At 60.6% G+C, this 15,876-nt stretch carries 19 protein-coding genes and 1 pseudogene; 7 read left to right on the top strand and 13 right to left on the bottom strand.

Annotated elements, in window-relative coordinates:
* Positions 1–43 precede the first annotated feature (43 nt).
* A complete protein-coding gene (gene grxD / locus ACIPIJ_RS20530) occupies positions 44–379 on the top strand; it encodes a Grx4 family monothiol glutaredoxin (RefSeq protein ID WP_401079968.1) in 336 nt (111 codons plus the stop codon).
* Positions 380–436: 57 nt separating this feature from the next.
* Here grxD and bfr read toward each other — a convergent pair whose 3' ends face one another.
* Positions 437–910, bottom strand: coding sequence for a bacterioferritin (bfr, locus tag ACIPIJ_RS20525; RefSeq protein ID WP_401079966.1), 474 nt, complete (start codon positions 908–910; stop codon positions 437–439).
* A gap of 201 nt (positions 911–1,111) precedes the next feature.
* Positions 1,112–1,333 (bottom strand): bacterioferritin-associated ferredoxin, encoded by a 222-nt coding sequence (locus ACIPIJ_RS20520; RefSeq protein ID WP_401079964.1) that lies wholly within the window; start codon positions 1,331–1,333, stop codon positions 1,112–1,114.
* 213 nt (positions 1,334–1,546) lie between these two features.
* On the opposite strand from ACIPIJ_RS20520, the gene ACIPIJ_RS20515 reads away from it, so the two are divergent.
* On the top strand, positions 1,547–2,149 hold the full coding sequence (locus tag ACIPIJ_RS20515; protein ID WP_401079963.1) for a peroxiredoxin: 603 nt from the start codon (positions 1,547–1,549) through the stop codon (positions 2,147–2,149).
* 57 nt (positions 2,150–2,206) lie between these two features.
* On the opposite strand, the gene rnt is transcribed toward ACIPIJ_RS20515, so the two are convergent.
* Positions 2,207–2,818 (bottom strand): ribonuclease T, encoded by a 612-nt coding sequence (gene rnt / locus ACIPIJ_RS20510; RefSeq protein WP_401080655.1) that lies wholly within the window; start codon positions 2,816–2,818, stop codon positions 2,207–2,209.
* A gap of 59 nt (positions 2,819–2,877) precedes the next feature.
* Positions 2,878–3,924, bottom strand: a complete 1,047-nt coding sequence (pyrC, locus tag ACIPIJ_RS20505) for a dihydroorotase (protein WP_401079961.1) — start codon at positions 3,922–3,924, stop codon at positions 2,878–2,880.
* 130 nt (positions 3,925–4,054) lie between these two features.
* Here pyrC and ACIPIJ_RS20500 point away from each other — a divergent pair, with 130 nt between their 5' ends.
* Both ACIPIJ_RS20500 and ACIPIJ_RS20495 read left to right on the top strand, forming a co-directional pair.
* Positions 4,055–5,026 (top strand): OmpA family protein, encoded by a 972-nt coding sequence (locus ACIPIJ_RS20500; protein ID WP_401079959.1) that lies wholly within the window; start codon positions 4,055–4,057, stop codon positions 5,024–5,026.
* Positions 5,027–5,153: 127 nt separating this feature from the next.
* The gene (locus ACIPIJ_RS20495) at positions 5,154–6,371 is read left to right on the top strand and encodes an argininosuccinate synthase (protein ID WP_401079957.1); all 1,218 of its coding nucleotides are present in this window, start codon (positions 5,154–5,156) and stop codon (positions 6,369–6,371) included.
* A 174-nt stretch (positions 6,372–6,545) separates the two neighbouring features.
* Here ACIPIJ_RS20495 and ACIPIJ_RS20490 read toward each other — a convergent pair.
* A pseudogene (locus ACIPIJ_RS20490) lies at positions 6,546–6,743 on the bottom strand (hypothetical protein); the annotation flags it as partial.
* A 263-nt stretch (positions 6,744–7,006) separates the two neighbouring features.
* Here ACIPIJ_RS20490 and ACIPIJ_RS20485 point away from each other — a divergent pair.
* Positions 7,007–7,633: a response regulator gene (locus ACIPIJ_RS20485; RefSeq protein ID WP_401079955.1), complete on the top strand. Its 627-nt coding sequence runs from the start codon at positions 7,007–7,009 to the stop codon at positions 7,631–7,633.
* Between the two features lie 45 nt (positions 7,634–7,678).
* On the opposite strand, the gene ACIPIJ_RS20480 is transcribed toward ACIPIJ_RS20485, so the two are convergent.
* From ACIPIJ_RS20480 to metG, 7 genes are all read right to left on the bottom strand, one after another.
* Entirely contained in the window at positions 7,679–7,855 is a 177-nt protein-coding gene (locus tag ACIPIJ_RS20480; RefSeq protein ID WP_401079953.1) for a PA3496 family putative envelope integrity protein, read from the bottom strand.
* Between the two features lie 104 nt (positions 7,856–7,959).
* Entirely contained in the window at positions 7,960–8,598 is a 639-nt protein-coding gene (gene nth, locus ACIPIJ_RS20475; protein WP_401079951.1) for an endonuclease III, read from the bottom strand.
* Between the two features lie 4 nt (positions 8,599–8,602).
* A complete protein-coding gene (locus ACIPIJ_RS20470; protein WP_401079950.1) occupies positions 8,603–9,127 on the bottom strand; it encodes an Rnf-Nqr domain containing protein in 525 nt (174 codons plus the stop codon).
* Complete coding sequence (locus ACIPIJ_RS20465; RefSeq protein WP_401079948.1) at positions 9,120–9,722, bottom strand: RnfABCDGE type electron transport complex subunit G; 603 nt, start codon at positions 9,720–9,722, stop codon at positions 9,120–9,122. Before ACIPIJ_RS20465 ends, ACIPIJ_RS20470 begins: the two co-directional genes overlap by 8 nt.
* Positions 9,719–10,690: an RnfABCDGE type electron transport complex subunit D gene (locus ACIPIJ_RS20460; RefSeq protein ID WP_401079946.1), complete on the bottom strand. Its 972-nt coding sequence runs from the start codon at positions 10,688–10,690 to the stop codon at positions 9,719–9,721. Before ACIPIJ_RS20460 ends, ACIPIJ_RS20465 begins: the two co-directional genes overlap by 4 nt.
* A gap of 9 nt (positions 10,691–10,699) precedes the next feature.
* Positions 10,700–11,248, bottom strand: coding sequence for an Rnf-Nqr domain containing protein (locus ACIPIJ_RS20455; RefSeq protein WP_401079944.1), 549 nt, complete (start codon positions 11,246–11,248; stop codon positions 10,700–10,702).
* Between the two features lie 88 nt (positions 11,249–11,336).
* Positions 11,337–13,382: a methionine--tRNA ligase gene (gene metG, locus ACIPIJ_RS20450; protein WP_401079942.1), complete on the bottom strand. Its 2,046-nt coding sequence runs from the start codon at positions 13,380–13,382 to the stop codon at positions 11,337–11,339.
* A gap of 157 nt (positions 13,383–13,539) precedes the next feature.
* Here metG and apbC point away from each other — a divergent pair, with 157 nt between their 5' ends.
* On the top strand, positions 13,540–14,634 hold the full coding sequence (apbC, locus tag ACIPIJ_RS20445) for an iron-sulfur cluster carrier protein ApbC (RefSeq protein ID WP_401079940.1): 1,095 nt from the start codon (positions 13,540–13,542) through the stop codon (positions 14,632–14,634).
* 119 nt (positions 14,635–14,753) lie between these two features.
* On the opposite strand, the gene ACIPIJ_RS20440 is transcribed toward apbC, so the two are convergent.
* Positions 14,754–14,963, bottom strand: coding sequence for a cold-shock protein (locus ACIPIJ_RS20440; RefSeq protein WP_003254922.1), 210 nt, complete (start codon positions 14,961–14,963; stop codon positions 14,754–14,756).
* 330 nt (positions 14,964–15,293) lie between these two features.
* Between ACIPIJ_RS20440 and dcd the strand changes: the two genes are divergently transcribed.
* Positions 15,294–15,860 (top strand): dCTP deaminase, encoded by a 567-nt coding sequence (gene dcd, locus ACIPIJ_RS20435; RefSeq protein ID WP_401079938.1) that lies wholly within the window; start codon positions 15,294–15,296, stop codon positions 15,858–15,860.
* Positions 15,861–15,876: the final 16 nt, after the last annotated feature.

Below are 15,876 nucleotides of genomic sequence, written 5' to 3'. Positions count from 1 at the left end.
ACCGTGGCGACGACCGCGTCGCAAAGTTCAGCCGAGGTGCTACATGGATATCATCGAAACGATCAAAGAGCAGATTGCCAACAACACCATTCTGCTTTACATGAAAGGCTCGCCGAATGCCCCGCAGTGCGGGTTCTCGGCCAAGGCATCGCAAGCTGTGATGGGTTGTGGCGAAAAGTTCGCCTACGTCGACATCCTGCAGAACCCGGAAATCCGCGCCAACCTGCCCAAGTACGCCAACTGGCCTACCTTCCCGCAACTGTGGGTTGCAGGCGAGCTGGTCGGTGGCAGCGACATCATGCTGGAAATGTTCGAAAAGGGTGAGCTGCAAGCCCTGATCAAGGAAGCCGCCGCCAAGGCCAGCGCTTCCCAGGCCTGACCCACAGGCAGGCATAAAAAAACCCGCTCGATGCGGGTTTTTTCATGGGGCGGGAAATTACTCTTCGCCCATCTGCGACTGCAGGTAATTCTCGATGCTGATCTTGTCGATCAGGCTCAATTGGGTTTCCAGCCAGTCGATGTGCTCTTCCTCGGATTCGAGGATGTCTTCGAGCATTTCACGCGAGCCGAAGTCGCCGACGGTTTCACAGTGGGCGATGGCCGCTTTCAGGTCGACCAGGCCCTTCTGTTCAAGCTTCAGGTCGCATTCGAGCATCTCTTTGGTGTGCTCGCCGATCAGCAGCTTGCCCAGGTCCTGCACGTTAGGGATGCCTTCGAGGAAGAGAATACGCTTGATCAGTTTGTCAGCGTGCTTCATCTCGTCGATGGATTCCTTGTACTCGTGCTTGCCGAGCTTATTCAGGCCCCAATCTTCGTACATGCGTGCGTGCAGGAAGTACTGGTTGATCGCGACCAGCTCGTTTCCGAGGATCTTGTTGAGATGCTGGATGACGCTTACGTCGCCTTTCATTGCGGGTTCCTGCCCTGTAGAAGTGTGCCAATACAGAGAAGTTTGAGCCTGATACTTAGGGCTGTCAAACCTAAGTTCTTGAATAATAAGTGAAAATTAATAGGAATAAGAATGTTTGTGAACCGCGTTGGTACGCTAACTTATTGAATTCTAGGCATAAAAAAACCGGACACGAGGTCCGGTTCTTCAAATTCGGCACTATCAAGCGGCAGTAAATTCTACCGGATAGGGCAGGGCGGCTTGCTGGCTCACCTGAAGCGAGGTGAGGGTTTCGCGGACTACCTCCTTGGCGAGGCAGGCGCATTTGCCACATTGGCTGGCGACATTGGTCGCGGCACGGACTTCCTTGTAACTGCAGCATCCTTCATAGATCGCATCGCGGATCTGTCCGTCGGTGACGCCGACACAAAGACACACATACATAAGGGCTGACCATCGCTGGTTGAGTCGATGGTTGGAGAGTAATGGTAATGAGAATGCTTGTCAAAACACTTCGTCGGACAGCCCGCGCTTGAGCGACCGGCGGCTGGATTCGGCCTGTCATCAGAAGCCGTGTATGATGGTCGGCCTTTGTTGGATGTCGGGCAAGCCTGCTTGGCCCGGCAAATGGTTTTTCACCCTCATCAGGAGATTACAATGAGCGTACTCGTTGGCAAACAAGCCCCCGACTTCACCGTACCGGCTGTGCTGGGCAACGGCGAAATCGTCGACAGCTTCAACCTGGCCTCGGCCATCAAGGGCAAGTACGGCCTGGTGTTCTTCTACCCACTGGACTTCACCTTCGTCTGCCCGTCCGAGCTGATCGCCCTGGACAACCGCATCCCTGACTTCCAGGCGCGCAACGTTGAAGTGATCGGCGTATCGATCGACTCGCACTTCACCCACAACGCCTGGCGTAACACCCCGGTCAACAACGGCGGTATCGGCCAGGTCAAGTACACCCTGGCGGCCGACATCACCCACGAAATCTGCAAAGCCTACGACGTCGAGTCCGAAGGTGGCGTGGCCTTCCGTGGCGCCTTCCTGATCGACATCAACGGTGTTGTTCGTTCGCAGATCGTCAACGACCTGCCACTGGGCCGTAACATGGACGAGCTGCTGCGTCTGGTCGATGCCCTGCAATTCCACGAAGAGCACGGCGAAGTCTGCCCGGCCAACTGGAAAAAAGGCGACAAGGGCATGAACGCTTCGCCAGAAGGCGTTGCCGCTTACCTGAGCGAGAACGCTGGCAAGCTGTAATTGCCAAGCGCATAAAAAAACCGGCCTTCGTGGCCGGTTTTTTTGTTTTTGGGCAACTCAGTCGTTGAAGTCGCGCCAGCCGCCCATCTCTTTCCAGCGGTTGACGATGCCGCAGAACAGCTCGGCGGTCTTCTCGGTGTCGTAACGCGCCGAGTGCGCTTCACGGCCATCGAAGTCGATGTCGGCGCTCTGGCAGGCCCGCGCCAGTACGGTCTGGCCATACGCCAGGCCGGCCAGGGTGGCGGTGTCGAAGCTGGAGAACGGGTGGAACGGGTTGCGCTTGAGATCGCTGCGCGCCGCCGCAGCGTTGAGGAAGCCGAGGTCGAAGCTGCTGTTGTGGCCGACCAGGATCGCCCGCTTGCAGCCATTGGCTTTGAGTGCCTTGCGCACGCCGCGGAAGATGTCGGTCAGTGCGCTTTCTTCGCTGACCGCCATGCGCAGCGGGTGGTCCAGCTTGATGCCGGTGAACTCCAGCGCAGCCGCCTCGATGTTGGCGCCTTCGAAAGGCTCGACACGGTAGAAGTAGGTGTGTTCCGGGAACAGGAAACCCTTCTCGTCCATGCCGATGGTTACGGCGGCGATTTCCAGCAGGGCGTCGGTGGCGCTGTTGAAGCCGCCGGTCTCGACATCCACCACTACCGGCAGGTATCCGCGGAAGCGTTCAGCCATCGGGTGGCGCGAACCGCCGCCTGCCTGACCGTCCTGGTCGTCTTCGTAGAGGTCTTCGCTCACGCGTTGTCCTCCAGCAGGCGCCAGCGCAGTGTCTCACCGGCACGCAGGGGGATCACGGTCTGCTCGCCAAACGGCAGGCTGGCCGGGGCGGTCCAGTCTTCACGGACCAGGGTGATGGTGTCGGTGTTCACCGGCAGGCCGTAGAAGGCCGGGCCGTGCAGGCTGGCGAACCCTTCCAGCTTGTCCAGCGCATTGCGCTGTTCGAAGGCTTCGGCGTACATCTCGATGGCCGCATAAGCGGTATAGCAACCGGCGCAACCGCAGGCAGCTTCCTTGGCGTGGCGGGCATGCGGTGCCGAGTCGGTGCCGAGGAAGAATTTCGGGTTGCCACTGGTGGCCGCGTCCAGCAGTGCCACCTGGTGGGTGTTGCGCTTGAGAATCGGCAGGCAATAGAAGTGCGGCCGAATACCGCCAACCAGCATGTGGTTGCGGTTGTACAGCAGGTGCTGGGCGGTGATGGTCGCACCGACGTTGGCCGAGGCCTCGGTGACGAACTGCGCGGCATCGGCCGTGGTGATGTGTTCGAACACCACTTTCAGTGCCGGGAAGCGTTCGACCAGGCGGCGCATGTGCTCGTCGATGAAGCGCTTTTCGCGGTCGAACACGTCGATCTCGCTGCGGGTCACCTCGCCATGTACCAGCAGTGGCATGCCAACTTCCGCCAGTGCCTCGATGGCCGGGAAGATGTTGTCGATGCTGGTCACGCCGGAATCGGAGTTGGTGGTGGCGCCGGCCGGGTACAGCTTGGCGGCGTACACGATGCCGCTGGCCTTGGCCGCGCGGATGTCCTCGGGGCTGGTGCGGTCGGTGAGGTACAGCACCATCAGCGGCTCGAAACGACTGGCGGCCGGGCGGGCGGCGAGGATGCGCTCGCGGTAGGCTGCGGCTTCGTCGGCATTGCGTACCGGTGGAACCAGGTTGGGCATGATGATGGCACGGGCGAAGGTACGCGCCACATCGCCAACGGTATGGGGCAGGACGGCACCATCGCGCAGATGGATGTGCCAGTCGTCGGGACGCAGGAGGGTCAGGCGATCGGACATTGGGGATTCCAGGCGGGTCGAACTCAAGCCCCAATGCTACCGGAAAACCCCGTGCCGAGCACGGCTATCAAGTTTTCCGGCATGCGTCCGATAGCCTGCCTGTAAGCCGTCAGAATTAGTGGAGCCGCCCGTGCGCCAGCGTTATCTAGCCCTGTTGACCCTGTTCGCCAGCCTGCCGGCCGGTGCATTGACCTTCCAGACCCGCATGGAGAACATCGCCTGGACCGTCGAGGGTGATCAGTTCGAATGCCGCCTCATCCAGCCGATCGACGGCTTTGGCAGTGGCGAGTTCGTGCGTCGGGCGGGAGAGCAGCCAGTCTTCCAGCTGCGTTCGAACAGCAATCTGCTGGGCGCAGGTTCCGCCACGTTGCTGGCCGCTGCCGCCCCTTGGCAACCGGGGCGCGGCGATATCAGCCTGGGTGCGGTGCGCCTGGCGCGCAGCGGGGTGTTGTTCAGCTCGTCCCAAGGCCAGGCCAGCCGGCTGATCAATGGCCTGCTGGAGGGGCGCAGCACGGTGGTGCGCAGCTACGCCGGCGAAGCGGGGCGGCCGATGGAAGTGCGCGTGTTGCCGGTGAGCTTTGCCAAGGCGTACAACGACTACCAGGCCTGTGCCGGCAAGATGCTGGCGATGAATTACGATCAGGTTCGCCAGACCCAGGTCGGTTTCCCGGGCGGTGGTATCGACCTGGATGCGGCGGCGCGGGCGCGGCTGGATGTAATCCTCGAATATCTGAAGGCTGATCCGACGGTCAATCACATCGAGCTCAATGGCCACTCCGACAACAGTGGTAATCGCCTGACTAACCGTGATACCTCGCGGCGCCGTGCGCTGGCGGTGGCAGAGTACTTCAAGGCCCATGGTGTGCCTGAAGATCAAATTACCGTGCGCTTCCATGGCGAGCGCTATCCGTTGGTGAAGAACAACAGTGCCGCCAACCGTGCGCGTAACCGGCGCGTGAATATCGAACTGGATCGTGTTGCGCCGATCGAGCAGCCAGCAGCTCAACCCGTTCAACCATCGTCTCCCTCTACCGCGCCGGCTGCGGAGCCGGCGGCTACTGCTCCCGCCGCCCCGGCCGCCCCGGCCGCTAAATCGTCGTGATGCGTGAGGGCGTCGCGCTGTCGACAATTCTTGTCGCTTTGTCGTCAGAAGCTGTCGCCCCACTGTAAATTTTTCCTTAACGCCGGTAGAATCGATGCCTTTCCGTACAACCCCGTGGAGTGATGGCATGGCGGACGTAAAAAAGGTCGTACTGGCGTATTCCGGCGGCCTTGATACTTCGGTGATTCTCAAGTGGCTGCAAGATACCTACGACTGCGAAGTGGTGACCTTCACCGCTGACCTGGGTCAGGGCGAAGAAGTCGAGCCGGCTCGCGCCAAAGCCCAGGCAATGGGCGTCAAAGAGATCTACATCGACGACCTGCGCGAGGAATTCGTGCGTGATTTCGTCTTCCCGATGTTCCGCGCCAACACCGTCTACGAAGGCGAGTACCTGCTGGGTACTTCCATTGCCCGCCCGCTGATCGCCAAACGTCTGATCGAAATCGCCAACGAAACCGGCGCTGACGCCATCTCCCATGGCGCCACCGGCAAAGGCAACGACCAAGTGCGTTTCGAACTGGGTGCCTACGCGCTCAAGCCAGGCGTCAAGGTCATCGCCCCATGGCGCGAGTGGGACCTGCTGTCCCGCGAGAAGCTGATGGACTACGCCGAGAAGCACGGCATCCCGATCGAGCGTCACGGCAAGAAAAAATCGCCGTACTCGATGGACGCCAACCTGCTGCACATCTCCTACGAAGGCGGTGTCCTGGAAGATACCTGGACCGAGCACGAAGAAGACATGTGGCGCTGGAGCGTCTCGCCGGAGAACGCTCCGGACCAGGCGACTTACATCGAACTGACCTACCGCAATGGTGACATCGTCGCCATCGATGGCGTCGAGAAGAGCCCGGCCACCGTCCTCGCCGACCTGAACCGCATTGGCGGTGCCAACGGCATCGGCCGCCTGGACATCGTCGAGAACCGTTACGTCGGCATGAAGTCGCGTGGCTGCTACGAGACGCCGGGCGGCACCATCATGCTCAAGGCTCACCGTGCCATCGAGTCGATCACCCTGGACCGCGAAGTCGCTCACTTGAAAGATGAGCTGATGCCGAAGTACGCCAGCCTGATCTACACCGGCTACTGGTGGAGCCCGGAACGTCTGATGCTGCAGAAGATGATCGACGCTTCGCAGGTCAACGTGAACGGCGTTGTGCGCCTCAAGTTGTACAAAGGCAATGTCACTGTTGTGGGCCGCAAGTCGGACGATTCGCTGTTCGATGCCAACATCGCGACCTTCGAGGAAGATGGCGGCGCCTACAACCAGGCCGATGCCGCTGGCTTCATCAAGCTTAATGCGCTGCGCATGCGTATTGCTGCGAACAAAGGCCGTGGGTTGCTTTAAACCCGCAAGGTCGCAGTATCAACCCCGGCTCCGGCCGGGGTTTTTTTTTTGCTCGCCATCATCACACGCTCACTGCATGCATTCGGCAGTGTTTTGCGGTCATTCAGTTATCGACGGGCGTTAGCACTGCTCTTTGTCCAGGTTGCAGAATGTAAGGGATTCCCCTTCGAGTTTGTAGAGTGATTTGTAGTTGAAGTTCAATGTCAGGAAAAACAGCGCTGTCAGAAAAAACGGAAAGCCCACCAGGAACCAAGTGTAGAGACTCTGACGCGTTTCATTGAGGAAAGGGAGTATTGCCAGTGCCGAAGATTCGATGATGCCGGCAAAGATGGCGATGGTCGTCAGTGGGGCTACTGCTGGGTTGGTGGACATTGTGGCCGCCTCCTGGGATTTTCTATGAATATCCCAACGCCAGCCCCTTATGAGTTCTGTGATGTTCCGGAGTGGGAAGTTAATCCTGATCTCAACCTCAAGCATCTAAATGTGAATATTGTAAATGATTTGTTGTAGGAAGCTTCTGAAAGCGATGTAAGGCCCATCTATTCATGTAGTTACGCGGGAAAATGACACGCCATTGAACGTGCTGCTCGGTTATGGTGTTGCGTCGTCAAAGCTTAATAATGAATGGATATCGCATGAATAAAGTCCTTATCGTGGATGACCATCCGGTCATACGCTTGGCAGTGCGCATGCTGATGGAGCGGCATGGCTACGATGTGGTCGCGGAAACCGACAACGGCGTGGCAGCCTTGCAGCTCACCCGGGAGCACCACCCCGACATCGTGGTGCTGGATATCGGTATTCCCAAACTCGACGGGTTGGAAGTCATTACCCGCATGGCGTCGGCCAGCCCGGGCAGTCGGGTGCTGGTACTGACCTCGCAGGCGCCGGGGCATTTTTCGATGCGTTGCATGCAGGCGGGGGCTTCAGGTTATGTGTGCAAGCAACAGGAGCTGACTGAACTGCTCAGTGCGATCAAGGCCGTGTTGTCAGGCTACAGCTATTTCCCCAACCAGGCGTTGCACAAGTCACGTGGTCGGGTAGGTGGGGCCAGTGAGACGGAGATGGTCGATCGCCTTTCGGCGCGGGAAATGATGGTCTTGCAGCAGTTGGCGCGCGGCAGGTCCAACAAGGAAATCGCCGACAGCATGTTCCTCAGCAACAAGACCGTGAGTACCTACAAGACCCGCTTGCTGCTCAAGCTCAATGCCCATTCGCTGGTCGACCTGATCGAGTTGGCCCAGCGCCACGGCCTTACCTGACGCCTGGATGCGCAAAGCCTCCGCGCGGGAGGCTTTCTGTCAGGGCTACAGGTCGTAATCGAAATCGGCGAGTTGCCGTTGCAGGCGGCGTTCTTCCAGAAGGTTGTCAATGGTACGACGCTTGCTCAGGTTGGTCTTTGCGGTTTCTACCTGAGGCTCCGCCTCGTCGTCAGGGGTTGCAAAGTCATCTTCGATCGACAGTTCGTCTTTATCGGTACTCATGAGTCGCTCCAAGCCAAAGGGCCGTTGGCCGTCCTTATAACGAGAAAGCGAAGTTTGGTAAAAAAGATTTTTTCAATCGAAGCGAGTAGGTCTTCACTATCGGATCAATCGTCCGAAGTCTTCTGCTTGTACTCGCACAAGTCCTCGATACGGCAACTGCCGCAGCGTGGCTTGCGTGCCTGGCACACGTAGCGTCCATGCAGGATCAGCCAGTGATGTGCATCGAGCAGATAATCCTTGGGTACAAACTTGAGCAGTTTCTTCTCGACGTCGAGCACCGTCTTCCCGGGCGCGATGCCGGTGCGATTGCTGACCCTGAAGATGTGCGTGTCCACGGCCATGGTCGGCTGGCGAAAGGCGGTGTTAAGGACCACGTTGGCGGTCTTGCGGCCCACACCCGGCAATGCTTCGAGCGCCTCACGCGTTTGTGGTACTTCACCGTCGTGGCGTTCGATGAGCAAACGGCAGGCCTCGATGACATTCTTGGCCTTGCTGTTGTACAACCCGATCGTCTTGATGTACTCGCTAAGCCCTTCGACACCCAGTGCGTAAATGGCTTGCGGGGTATTGGCGACCGGAAACAGGCGCGCAGTAGCCTTGTTGACGCCAACGTCCGTGGACTGTGCAGAAAGGGTCACAGCGACCAGTAATTCAAATGGGGTTGAATAGGCAAGCTCGGTCTTGGGATCGGGATTGTCTTCGTGCAGCCTGCGAAAAATTTCCAGGCGTTTGGCGGCATTCATGGGGTCAACGCTTTCCTTGACGACGTGTGTGGGCGGGGCCCTGGCGCAGGCGATTGTACAAGGCCAGCAGCACGCCGAGCACTAGCAGTGCACCCGGGGCAAGGCTGGCCATGTGCATGCCCAGCCCGTCGGCCAGCCATTGGCGGCTGGCACCGAGCAGCAGGCACAGGCTGAGCCAGCCAGCAAGTTGCAGGAAAAGCTGGCGCCAGCGGCCTTGGTTCGGTAACAGCCAGTCTGTGGCAAGGCACTGCACGCTGATCAGCGCCGGGAAGTAGCCGAGCGCCAAGGCAAGCGGCAACGCCCAGGCGCGCAGGGCAAGTTGCAGGCAACTGGCCAAGGCCGCGAGCAGCAGCAGGCTGGCCAACCCGTACAGCATCCCGCTCAATCTCGGCCGCAAAGGATACAGCAGCGCCTGGTGAAGTACTGTCAACACAATGATGCAGATGCCGATGGCGGCGGCCTGGGAGAATGTCCGGGTGGCGCCGAGCAGAGGCGCCAGGCCTGCCAGCAGCACGCCATGGTTATTCATGAGCGGGGACTCCGAGCAGCAGCGTGCGATGCTGATCAAAGTAGACCAGTGCGTCCTGATGAGCCTCGATCACCGCACGTGACGTGACCGTTGCACCGGCCAGTTGGTCGAAGTCGCCCTGATCGCGCTTGAGCGCCCAGCGATCATCCAGGCGGTGATGGGCGAACTGCGCCAGCCAGTTCACCTGCGGGTCGCTGATGCGAGCCCCCAGGCCTGGGCTTTCCTGGTGTTCGATCACGCGCGTGCCGATCAGGCGGCCCTGCGCACTGATGGCAATGGTCAGGCGGATCGGCGCGGCGTAGCCCTGTACCTGGCTCACCAGCAACACGGCCGTTGGGGTCGTGCCGCGGGTCGCGCGGTAAGCGGCTATTATCCGGCTGTGCGGGGGTTGATCAGCGGGCAGCGAGAGGGGGCTATTCAAGGGCAGGTTGTCATAGCTCTGGGCCGGTAGCACAGCAAGAAACTGTTGTGCCTGCAGCTGTTGCTCGGCGTCGGCGATGGCAGTGCGGGTCCACTGCCGCCAGGCCAAGGTCGCCGTCAATGCCAGGCTGCCCACCATCACGATCAGCAACGAGCTGCGCAGCGTACCGTTCATGCTGCGACCTGCGGGTGTCGTGAGGCAAACCGGTCAAGGGTTGGGGCCGCAAGGTTCATCAGCAGAATGGCGAATGCGGTGCCGTCCGGGTAACTCCCCCAGGTTCGGATCAGGTAGATCAACGCCCCTGCACCCAGGCCGAACAGCAGTTTGGCCAAGCCTGCCTTTGGGCCGGATACCGGTTCGGTGGCAATGAAAAAGGCCGCCAGCATGGTCGAGCCGGAGAACAGGTGCAGCAGTGGCGAGCCATTGGAGTCCGAGCCTGATCCATTCCAGGCCAGCAGGCTGAACAGCACCAGGGCAGCCAGCAAGCCCACGGGTGCATGCCAGCTGTAGACCTTGCGCTGCAACAGGAACAGCCCGCCCAGCAGGAACGCCAGGTTGACCCACTCGCTGCCATGGCCGCCGAAATTTCCGAACCCCGGGTGGCTGGCAAACAGCTCGTCGACAGTCAGGCTGCGGTTGTGGCGAAGGCCGTCGAGCACGGTGGGACCGGCCCATGCATCGATCTGTTCGCCGCCGCCAAAGACCCGCTGCAGGCTGTCGATGAAGCCTGGCGGGTGGCCGGGCCAGTGGTTCATCTGCAGCGGGAAGCTCAACAGTGCGAATGCGTAGCCGACCATCGCCGGGTTGAACGCATTTCGGCCCACCCCTCCGAAGGCTTGCTTGCCCAGGCCAATGGCGGTGGCTGTTGCAAGCATCGGCAACCACCAGGGCGCCTGGGTTGGCAGGGCGAGGGCCAACAGCACGGCGGTTACCAGCGCGCTGGCGTCGCTCAGCGTTGCTGTGACAGGTTGGCCACGCAGCGCCAGGGCTGCAGCTTCACAGCTGGCTGCGGCAATCACGCATAGCATCAGGCTGAACAGCAGGCCCCAACCCTGCAGCCAAAACGATGCCAGCACGCCAGGGATACAGGCCAACAGGACCAGGCCCATGGTGTTGCGTAGCCGTGGGTCAGGCGTTGTCATGGCTCAGCCTCATTGCGTGAACAACCCATTGAGGCCGGAGAATGCCATGGTCATGACACAGGCGCCGAGCAGCGTAATAGGCAGGCCACGCAGTGCCCTCGGCAGGTCCGCATGTTCGCTGCGCTGCTTCAGGTCGTCGAACAGCGCCAGCGCCAGCCAGAAGCCCAGCCCTGCCAACAGAGCCCAGCCGAGCGTGGTGAACCACTGTGCCTGTTCGTCGATGACGTTCAGCGTAAGGCCCAGCGGCAGGGCGTTGAACAGTATCGGCCAAGTGAGCTCCGCCGTTGGCCAGTCGCGCCTTAGCCTGGCCAGCACCCGGGGTATGCTCCAGGCAAGCAATGCCAGCCAGGGCAGCAGCAGGAACAAGCGTAGATCCTGCAATTGCCAGGGCGCCACGATCAGGCGTTCGAGCAATTGCCCGCCGGCCACGCCAAGCATGATCGCCACCGCGCATGCCAGGCCGCACACCTGCAGGCGCAGCCTTGACGTGGGCTGTTGCTGTAAATACAGGTGGCTGACCAGCGCGGCGCTGGTCAGCACGAGGACGTAGTCATTCATGCCAATGACGATAGCCGGGAATCGGCTGCGCTGTCCGGCAACGCGGCAGGGAATGAAAAAGCCCCGGCGCTGAGGCCGGGGCTGGGGGTTACTTGATACGCTGGCCTGGTTTGGCGCCGCTGTCCGGGCTGAGCAGGTAGATCTCTTCGCCGCCAGGGCCCGCTGCCATGACCATGCCTTCGGAGACGCCAAAGCGCATCTTGCGGGGCTTGAGGTTGGCAACCATCATGGTCAGGCGGCCCTCCAGCCGGGACGGGTCGGGGTAGGCCGACTTGATGCCCGAGAACACGTTGCGCTGCTCGTCACCGATGTCCAGGGTCAGTTGCAGCAGCTTGTCTGCACCGGGTACCGCTTCGGCCTTGACGATCAGCGCCACACGCAGGTCGACGGCAGCGAAGGTGTCGAATTCGATTTCCGCCGACAGTGGGTCCTTGGCCAGCTCACCGTTGCCGGCCGGTGCCGGGGCTTGGCCGGCGGCTGCCAGCAGGTCTTCCTTGCTGGCGGCAACCATGGCTTCGACCTTGGCCGGTTCGATGCGGCTCATCAGTGCCTTGAACGGGTTGAGCGTGTGGTTTTCCAGGCGCGAGGTGTGGTCGCTCCAGCTCAGAGGCGCGACATTGAGGAACGCCTCGGCGTCGGCAGCCAGCACCGGCAGCACCGGCTTGAGGAAGATCACCAGCTGGCGGAACAGGTTGATACCCTGGGCGCAGATCGCCTGCACTTCGTCCTGCTTGCCTTCCTGCTTGGCCAGCGACCAGGGCGCCTTGTCGGCGATCCAGGCGTTGGCACGGTCGGCCAGGGCCATGATTTCGCGCATGGCGCGGCTGAAGTCGCGGGCTTCATAGGCTTCGGCAATGGACGGGGCGGCAGCCAGGAAGGCCTCGGTCAGCTCCGGTGCCGCGTCGCCGGCAACCATCACACCGTCATTGCCTTTGTGGATGAAGCCGGCGCAGCGGCTGGCGATGTTGACCACTTTGCCCACCAGGTCGGAGTTGACCTTCTGCACGAAGTCCTCGAGGTTCAGGTCGAGGTCATCGACGCCGCGGCCGAGCTTGGCGGCGTAGTAGTAGCGCAGGTATTCCGGCTGCAGGTGATCGAGGTAGGTGCGGGCCTTGATGAAGGTGCCGCGCGACTTGGACATCTTGGCGCCGTTGACGGTCAGGTAACCATGCACGTTGACTGCGGTCGGCTTGCGCAAACCCGCGCCTTCGAGCATGGCTGGCCAGAACAGGGCGTGGAAGTTGACGATGTCCTTGCCGATGAAGTGGTACAACTCGGCCTTGGAGCCTTCGTTCCAGAACGCATCGAAGTCCAGCTCCGGGCGGCGTGCACACAGGTTCTTGAAACTGGCCATGTAGCCGATCGGTGCATCCAGCCACACGTAGAAGTACTTGCCTGGTTCGCCCGGGATCTCGAAGCCGAAGTACGGCGCGTCACGCGAGATGTCCCATTCCTGCAGGCCGGCGTCCAGCCATTCGGCGAGCTTGTTGGCCACGGCGTCCTGCAGGGTGCCACTGCGGGTCCACTGCTGCAGCATGGCCTGGAAGTCCGGCAGCTTGAAGAAGAAGTGCTGCGAGTCGCGCAGCACCGGAGTGGCGCCGGAGATCGCCGACTTCGGGTTCTTCAGTTCGGTCGGGGCGTAGGTGGCACCGCATTTTTCGCAGTTGTCGCCGTACTGGTCTTCAGCCGCGCACTTGGGGCAGGTGCCCTTGATGAAACGGTCGGCCAGGAACATGCCCTTCTCAGGGTCGAAGTACTGGGTGACCGAACGGGTGGCAATGTGCCCGGCGTCGCGCAGGCGCGAGTAGATCATGCCCGACAGTTCGCGGTTTTCGTCGCTGTGGGTAGAGTGGAAGTTGTCGAAGTCCACCAGGAAGTCAGCGAAGTCGCTGCTGTGCTCGGCCTGTACGTTGGCGATCAGCTGCTCGGGGGTGATGCCTTCCTTTTCGGCGCGCAGCATGATGGCCGAACCGTGGGCGTCGTCGGCGCAGACATAGATGCACTGGTTGCCGCGCATTTTCTGGAAGCGAACCCACATGTCCGTCTGGATGTACTCAAGCATATGGCCAAGGTGGATGGATCCATTGGCATAGGGCAGGGCGCTGGTGACGAGAATCTGGCGTGGCTCGGACATGGTGGCTCGGCTACTTATCTGGCTCGGGTAAAAAATCAGGGTGATCGGCCACTATAAAGGGCTGGCGAATATATTTCACCCCATGGGCGCAACTGCTGACGATTGACGGGTTAGGATAGGCGCCTGTTTGACTATCCGTTTGCCAATGGGAGCCTCCATGAGTGCCGTCATCCGTGCCGCCGTCGAAAGCGTGCTTCGCCAGTACACCGACCCTTACCTGAACCAGGACCCGGTCAGCGCCGGCTGTGTGCGCGCCATCGACATTCAGGGTGGGCAGGTCGCTGTGCAGTTGCAATTGGGCTACGCCGCCGGTTTGTTCAAGAACGGCTGGGCCCAGGTGTTGCAGACCGCGATCGAGAACCTCGACGGGGTCAGCTCGGCGCAGGTATCGATCGACTGCGTGGTCGCCGCGCACAAGGCCCAGGCGCAGGTGCCGGCCATGGCCAACGTCAAGAACATCGTCGCCGTGGCCTCGGGCAAGGGCGGTGTCGGCAAGTCGACCACTGCCGCCAACCTGGCCTTGGCCCTGGCCCGCGAAGGGGCTCGGGTGGGTATTCTCGACGCCGATATCTACGGCCCCAGCCAGGGTGTGATGTTTGGCATTGCCGAAGGTACCCGCCCGCAAATTCGCGAGCAGAAGTGGTTTGTGCCAATCAAGGCGCACGGTGTTGAAGTCATGTCGATGGCGTTCCTCACCGACGACAACACGCCGATGGTCTGGCGTGGCCCGATGGTTTCCGGTGCGCTGCTGCAGCTGGTTACCCAAACTGCCTGGGACGACCTCGATTACCTGGTCATCGACATGCCGCCGGGCACCGGTGATATCCAGCTGACCCTGGCGCAGAAAGTGCCGGTGGCAGGTTCGGTGATCGTCACCACCCCGCAGGACCTGGCCCTGCTGGACGCCAAAAAAGGCGTGGAGATGTTTCGCAAGGTCAACATCCCAGTGCTGGGCGTGGTCGAGAACATGGCGGTGCACATCTGCTCGAACTGCGGCCATGCCGAGCACCTGTTCGGCGAAGGCGGCGGCGAGAAGCTGGCGGCGCAGTACGGTGTCGAGCTGTTGGCGTCGCTGCCGTTGTCGATGCTGATCCGCGAGCAGGCCGACAGCGGCAAGCCCACCGCGATCGCCGAGCCGGAAAGCCAGATTGCCATGGTCTATCAGGAGTTGGCGCGCCAGGTCGGTGCGCGGATCGTCCTGCAGGAGGCGGCAGCCCCGGCGATGCCTAGCATTACCATCAGCGAGGATTGAGCTGGAACTACTTCGTCTCATTCGCGGGGTTACCCGCGAATGAGGCAGCTTGGTTTTAGCCAGGCATAAAAAAACCCGCCAGAGGCGGGTTTTTTTGAAAGCTAGGAAGCTAAATCGACTTAGGCGATTTGAACTTCTTCAGCCTGCATGCCTTTCTGGCCGCGGGTAGCGACGAAAGTAACAGCCTGGCCTTCTTTCAGGGTTTTGAAGCCGTCAGCTTGGATGGCTTTGAAGTGCACGAACAGGTCGTCGCCCGACTGAGGGGTGATGAAGCCGTAGCCTTTCTCATCGTTGAACCACTTAACAACACCGGATTGACGGTTGGACATTTTTCTGTCTCCTTGGACAAAGTAAATAACGGTCAGGAAAAACCCTGGCCAGAACTGAGTGCAAAGAGAGCAGAAAATTCAGCGATGGTGCGATCAGGATCGTGCATCAAACTAGAGATTCTCGGTGTCACGTGCAGCACAGTGGCGTCACCTTAACCCACTTTCCACAACCTGCCAATCACCAAGATGGCCTTTGATGAAATTCGGATCGACGGCGGCCGCAAGCCCCGTCTGGCGCGGGATGCGGTATGGAACTTTAACCTGAGCGCCGGGACCGGTAAGATGCGCCTTTCGTTTATTCACCTCGCAACTCTCAGGACACCCCCCGCCATGAGCATCAAATCGGACAAGTGGATTCGCCGCATGGCGCAGGAACACGGCATGATCGAACCGTTCGTCGAGCGCCAGGTGCGTGGCGATCACGACAGCCGGGTGATCTCGTTCGGCGTCTCCAGCTATGGTTACGACGTGCGTTGCGCCGACGAATTCAAGGTGTTCACCAACATCAACTCGGCCACCGTCGACCCCAAGAACTTCGATGCCGGCAGCTTCGTCGACGTCAAGAGCGATGTCTGCATCATCCCGCCCAACTCCTTTGCCCTGGCCCGCACCGTCGAATACTTCCGTATCCCGCGCAATGTGCTGACCATCTGCCTGGGCAAGAGCACCTATGCGCGCTGCGGCATCATCGTCAACGTCACCCCGCTGGAACCGGAGTGGGAAGGCCACGTCACGTTGGAGTTCTCCAACACCACCACGCTACCGGCGAAGATCTACGCCAACGAAGGCGTGGCACAGATGCTCTTCCTCGAGTCCGATGAAGAATGTGAAGTGTCCTATAAGGACCGTGGTGGCAAGTACCAGGGCCAGCGCGGCGTCACTCTGCCACGCACCTGAGCCGACGAGCGCGGGG

This window comes from Pseudomonas sp. NPDC087185 (assembly GCF_044744955.1).
Classification (GTDB): Bacteria; Pseudomonadota; Gammaproteobacteria; order Pseudomonadales; family Pseudomonadaceae; genus Aquipseudomonas.
Note: the sequence above shows the minus strand (reverse complement) of the source record. Positions and strands in the feature narration are given on the sequence as shown.

Bases quoted from the DNA above. Each gene is read 5' to 3' on its own strand.
- grxD (WP_401079968.1), top strand. From the start codon at position 44: ATGGATATCATCGAAACGATCAAAGAGCAGATTGCCAACAACACCATT.
- bfr (WP_401079966.1), bottom strand. From the start codon at position 910: ATGAAAGGCGACGTAAGCGTCATCCAGCATCTCAACAAGATCCTCGGA.
- ACIPIJ_RS20520 (WP_401079964.1), bottom strand. From the start codon at position 1,333: ATGTATGTGTGTCTTTGTGTCGGCGTCACCGACGGACAGATCCGCGAT.
- ACIPIJ_RS20515 (WP_401079963.1), top strand. From the start codon at position 1,547: ATGAGCGTACTCGTTGGCAAACAAGCCCCCGACTTCACCGTACCGGCT.
- rnt (WP_401080655.1), bottom strand. From the start codon at position 2,818: ATGGCTGAACGCTTCCGCGGATACCTGCCGGTAGTGGTGGATGTCGAG.
- pyrC (WP_401079961.1), bottom strand. From the start codon at position 3,924: ATGTCCGATCGCCTGACCCTCCTGCGTCCCGACGACTGGCACATCCAT.
- ACIPIJ_RS20495 (WP_401079957.1), top strand. From the start codon at position 5,154: ATGGCGGACGTAAAAAAGGTCGTACTGGCGTATTCCGGCGGCCTTGAT.
- ACIPIJ_RS20485 (WP_401079955.1), top strand. From the start codon at position 7,007: ATGAATAAAGTCCTTATCGTGGATGACCATCCGGTCATACGCTTGGCA.
- ACIPIJ_RS20480 (WP_401079953.1), bottom strand. From the start codon at position 7,855: ATGAGTACCGATAAAGACGAACTGTCGATCGAAGATGACTTTGCAACC.
- nth (WP_401079951.1), bottom strand. From the start codon at position 8,598: ATGAATGCCGCCAAACGCCTGGAAATTTTTCGCAGGCTGCACGAAGAC.
- ACIPIJ_RS20470 (WP_401079950.1), bottom strand. From the start codon at position 9,127: ATGAATAACCATGGCGTGCTGCTGGCAGGCCTGGCGCCTCTGCTCGGC.
- ACIPIJ_RS20465 (WP_401079948.1), bottom strand. From the start codon at position 9,722: ATGAACGGTACGCTGCGCAGCTCGTTGCTGATCGTGATGGTGGGCAGC.
- ACIPIJ_RS20460 (WP_401079946.1), bottom strand. From the start codon at position 10,690: ATGACAACGCCTGACCCACGGCTACGCAACACCATGGGCCTGGTCCTG.
- ACIPIJ_RS20455 (WP_401079944.1), bottom strand. From the start codon at position 11,248: ATGAATGACTACGTCCTCGTGCTGACCAGCGCCGCGCTGGTCAGCCAC.
- metG (WP_401079942.1), bottom strand. From the start codon at position 13,382: ATGTCCGAGCCACGCCAGATTCTCGTCACCAGCGCCCTGCCCTATGCC.
- apbC (WP_401079940.1), top strand. From the start codon at position 13,540: ATGAGTGCCGTCATCCGTGCCGCCGTCGAAAGCGTGCTTCGCCAGTAC.
- ACIPIJ_RS20440 (WP_003254922.1), bottom strand. From the start codon at position 14,963: ATGTCCAACCGTCAATCCGGTGTTGTTAAGTGGTTCAACGATGAGAAA.
- dcd (WP_401079938.1), top strand. From the start codon at position 15,294: ATGAGCATCAAATCGGACAAGTGGATTCGCCGCATGGCGCAGGAACAC.